This window comes from Variovorax sp. 01T439_2 (assembly GCF_056398445.1).
Map to the genome: position 1 here is coordinate 1 of NZ_JBFTPJ010000568.1, position 3,931 is coordinate 3,931.

Annotated in this window: 5 protein-coding genes; 3 read left to right on the forward strand and 2 right to left on the reverse strand. The window is 61.9% G+C overall.

The window, feature by feature from the left end:
• The coding region (locus AC1DOC_RS23390; RefSeq protein WP_478130580.1) for a putative phage abortive infection protein at positions 1-1,008 on the reverse strand (1,008 nt) is incomplete at its 3' end.
• A gap of 298 nt (positions 1,009-1,306) precedes the next feature.
• Between AC1DOC_RS23390 and AC1DOC_RS23395 the strand changes: the two genes are divergently transcribed.
• Positions 1,307-2,176 carry a restriction endonuclease gene (locus AC1DOC_RS23395; protein WP_436311642.1) on the forward strand — a complete coding sequence of 290 codons (870 nt, stop codon included), beginning with the start codon at positions 1,307-1,309 and terminating at the stop codon, positions 2,174-2,176.
• A gap of 366 nt (positions 2,177-2,542) precedes the next feature.
• Positions 2,543-2,869: a hypothetical protein gene (locus AC1DOC_RS23400; RefSeq protein ID WP_478130581.1), complete on the forward strand. Its 327-nt coding sequence runs from the start codon at positions 2,543-2,545 to the stop codon at positions 2,867-2,869.
• A 99-nt stretch (positions 2,870-2,968) separates the two neighbouring features.
• Here AC1DOC_RS23400 and AC1DOC_RS23405 read toward each other — a convergent pair whose 3' ends face one another.
• The gene (locus tag AC1DOC_RS23405) at positions 2,969-3,331 is read right to left on the reverse strand and encodes a helix-turn-helix domain-containing protein (RefSeq protein WP_015867295.1); all 363 of its coding nucleotides are present in this window, start codon (positions 3,329-3,331) and stop codon (positions 2,969-2,971) included.
• A 277-nt stretch (positions 3,332-3,608) separates the two neighbouring features.
• On the opposite strand from AC1DOC_RS23405, the gene AC1DOC_RS23410 reads away from it, so the two are divergent.
• Positions 3,609-3,931: helix-turn-helix domain-containing protein (locus tag AC1DOC_RS23410; protein WP_478130582.1), on the forward strand; the 323-nt coding region annotated here is incomplete at its 3' end.

Here is a 3,931-nt window from a genome sequence, read left to right on the forward strand (position 1 = left end):
ATATGCTGACGGTGGCAGCTTGCGTTTGGCTTTGGCGACCTCGGATGAGAATGCAGCTTCGTTGAACGGCCATGGTTCTGGTGGCAGGTTCGCCGTGAACGAAGACGGGGGCGACACAGTGAACTCATGGGCGATGGCATCAATCAGTTCATCGGGTGCCCCCTCCAGATTGTCGAAGAGCGCATAGTCATTGACCAGATCAGCAAACTTCTCGCCTTCCGGTGTGAGGCAGTTGTAGAGAATAAAAACCAACTCGATCCAGGAAAGTTGCGCACGCACAAGCGCGACGTAGTGCCACTTTTGAACATCGTCGAGTTCAGAGGTGTCGATCCACCGCAGCAGACGGTATAGGGTGCGAAAGACGGCATCCAACTCCGATCGATGCGTACGGATAACTTCTTTGTAGCCCCAGAGCGCGATCATGAAAACGTTGGAGAGATTGCCCTTTTCTTCGGCGTCGCCGGTTGCGGACGCCCTGCGTATTTCCCCAAGATGGATCTTCGCTTCCTCTTCATCGAGGGCCCCAAGGCCTTCGGCACGTTGATGCTTCTGCATCGCAACCACGCTCGAGAAGCGCTGCTCGTACATGGTTGTCAAGGCTTGACGTCCTTCGCCGCCGAGTTTGCTTTTCGTGGCCGAAAGAAGGGAGTGATAGTTGGCCAGCCACGAGAACAGCGACTGCTCGAATCCCTGGAGCACCGCACTTCGATGGGCACTGCGTATTTCTTCAAGCGAGGCCTGCAACTCCTTCCTCTGCAGCATGAGCGTCAGGAAGATCAACGTGACTGTGGCGATCCCGACGAGGGGGTTGATAAGCCCGCCGACGTAGTCTCCAAACGCTCCCCAATCGCCAGGATCGCGGGACATTTTTTGCCCGCCAAAAGCATGGAAGTACACCAACAGGACGACGAGTGCGGCGAGGATGACGATGGCAACGATCCAATACGCAGCCATGAGCAAATGCTCGCTCATGGACGTCTTGGGGACAGGCGCATTGGTGGAGGTCATTCAAAGAACGGGAGTAGTAGATCGCCAGCTGCGATGATTCAGCAATTCAATCATGGTCATAACCGGTATCGGTCGTGAGCATCACGGCGTCGGCGTCCACCCCATGGTGCGATTCAATCGGCGCGGCGCCTCAGTTTGGGCTTCGGCGCGGACCGGCGGGGTTGCGCCTAAAAAAGAGCCAGTGTGTCGATCCGTGCCGCACGCACGTGGCCGGCCGAAATCCCATCATGACGAGCGTAACGGACTGTATCAAAGTCGGCTGCTTCTGGGCAAAATCGCCAGGAGGAGGAATTCATTGATGGCCCGCCGCAAAAGAACCAGCCCCGCCGAAGACGTGGTCGACCTGATTGCCCTGTTGCCTTGGTATGTGGGGGTCATCCTGGCTCTTGCAGGATACCTGCTGCTCCACCGCATCGCGATCGCGCCTCTGCCCAGCGCCCTTGGCCCCGGCGGGCTGGGCAACGCGATGGTCGGAACCATGGGGCGCGGCCTGGCGACTGGCGGGCAGTACGTCGTGCCGATCCTCTGCCTCGCCGGCGCAGCCATCTCTGCTTGGCGCCGTCACGCGAGGCGTTCGTTGATGGACAACGTGACCCGTTCAGACGCTCCCGACATCCTTGACGACATGAGCTGGCGAGAGTTCGAGATGCTGGTGGGCGAGGGTTTCCGCCTGCAGGGCTACCAGGTCGCGGAGAACTTCGAGCCAGGCCCCGATGACGGTATCGATCTCACCCTTCGCAAGAACGGAGAGAAGTACCTGGTGCAATGCAAGCAATGGCGGGCCCTCAAGGTCGGCGTGCCCGTGGTGCGCGAACTCTATGGCGTCATGGCGGCCAAGGGCGCCGCCGGTGGGTTCGTGGTCACCTCCGGTCGGTTTACGCCGGAAGCCGAAGCGTTCGCCAGTGGCCGCAACCTTCGCCTGCTCGACGGCCCGCAGTTGCACCGGTTGTTGAAGCAGGCCCGAGGCGGCGCTTCGACCAAGCCCGCCGCCGATATCAGGGCGACGGAGCAGGCCAGCAATGCAGCGCCCCAAGCGGCGAAAACAGCCGCCCCGAGCTGCCCCAGGTGCGCGCAGCCCATGGTGCGACGCACGGCGAGAAAGGGAGCCAACGCAGGCCAGGAATTTTGGGGGTGTTCGACCTATCCGCGTTGCCGCGGCACCGCTTGAGCATGGGCACGTTCACTTTGCTCGTCGATCTGGAGAACGTACAACCTTTGCCGCAGGAGGTGGAGGCTTGGCTCGGCAAAGCCGCCAGTGAGCTTGCCAAGGCGGCGCCGACGAGCTCAGCGCCGACCGACAGCCTCGCGGCCAGAGCACATCGCCGCTGGCAAAATCGCCAGCATGCGTGTCAARCAGATCGAAGATCTYCCCATGGCCACAAGCGCYGAGCTGTACCAGCTCAGCTGGGTCATCGAGCAACTCATGGCYGACCCCAGGCGCATCGTGCAGRCGCGCTCGYAGCTGCACATGRGCCAACKGGTGAAGTWCTGGGACTGGGGGACCGGCAAGCTGCGYGAGGCTCGCATCGCGGCGATGAARGACCGRCMGGTCACGCTGATCGACGAGCAAAGCAAACAGCGCTTCAGCGTGCTCTACGCGGCCGTCGTGCCTGTCGAGGATCAGCAGGCAGGCGCGTCACCCTCACCGGCGACTGCAGCGCCGCTGAGGCCGCCGCCGGAGCTCCATCACAAGCAGGACTTCCGCGTCGGCCAGCGTGTGAGCTTCTCCGACCAAAGCCTCAAGCGCCACGTCGGAGAAATCGTTCGGCTCAACCAGCGCACAGCCACCGTTCACTGCGACGGCCGTGCATGGCGCGTGGCGTTCGGTCTGCTTCAACACGTCACCGACGTCACGCCCTAAACGGTCCAGGCGTCAACAACAGCCTCGAGCGGACTATTACCAAAGGCAGCCGCCCGAGGAAACCAGAAACCAAACTGTTGAGGTCGCGGTTTCTGCGCGTTATCGGTGACCGCGCGACTTCTCCGACGACGCGACAAGAACTGCCTGGTTTGAGCGTCGCAACTCGCCGCCTTTCCACGAGGGCGCCAGCGTCTCTTTCATGCCTTCGAACAGAGTGGGGAGCGTGATCTTCAAGCAATAGCACAGCGTGGCCAGCGTCAACAGCGAAGGGTTGACGTGTCCTCGTTCTATCTTGGAGATGCGCGAGCGCTCCACCTCCGCATCGAAGGCCAGTTCGACTTGCGTGAGTCCTGCCTGCTCGCGGAAATACCGCAGGTTTCGCCCGAGAGCCAGGGTCACTGCGTTGGGCAACGTGCCCCGCGCAATGCCAGATGGCGTCTTGGTTCGTGTGCCTGCATTCATGTCCGAGCAGGCTCGTTGAATGTGCTTGTGGAGGAAACGTCTTAAACGACACATAATCCTGCTGTGCATGTTTTTGAGAACACGGTGCAGCAACGATGCGGAACCAGAGCAGCTATCTTCAGATTCATCGCCACCAGCGATTTCTCGGCGGTGGCCTGCGCGTGATCAGCGGGGGCGTATGACGCGCAAAGAAGCCGCCTCGCCTTTGCCGACGGCCCGACCACTGCGGCTGCCGGTCTCGATCACACGCGTCCGGGCGCGGCAACCAGCACCTGTCGTGCGTAGCCTGTCTGCGGCTCGCATCGGTGCGCAGGTGAGGGCGCTGCGCATGGCGGCCGATGTGTCTGGCGGCGCGCTGGCCAAGACCTCGGGGATTTCTGCCTCGATGCTTTCGCGCATCGAGCGCGGGCTGGTTTCGCCGTCGGTGGAGACCTTGGAGCGTCTCGCGACTGGTTTGGGGGTGCCGACGTCGCGGTTCTTCGGGGACCAGGCGCGGCGCACGGACTTCTGCCATGTGCGCGCAGGACATGGTGTCCTGGTCGATCGCATCGGCGCGGTGGCGGACTACCGCTACGAGCTGCTGGGCCACCTGCTGTCGGG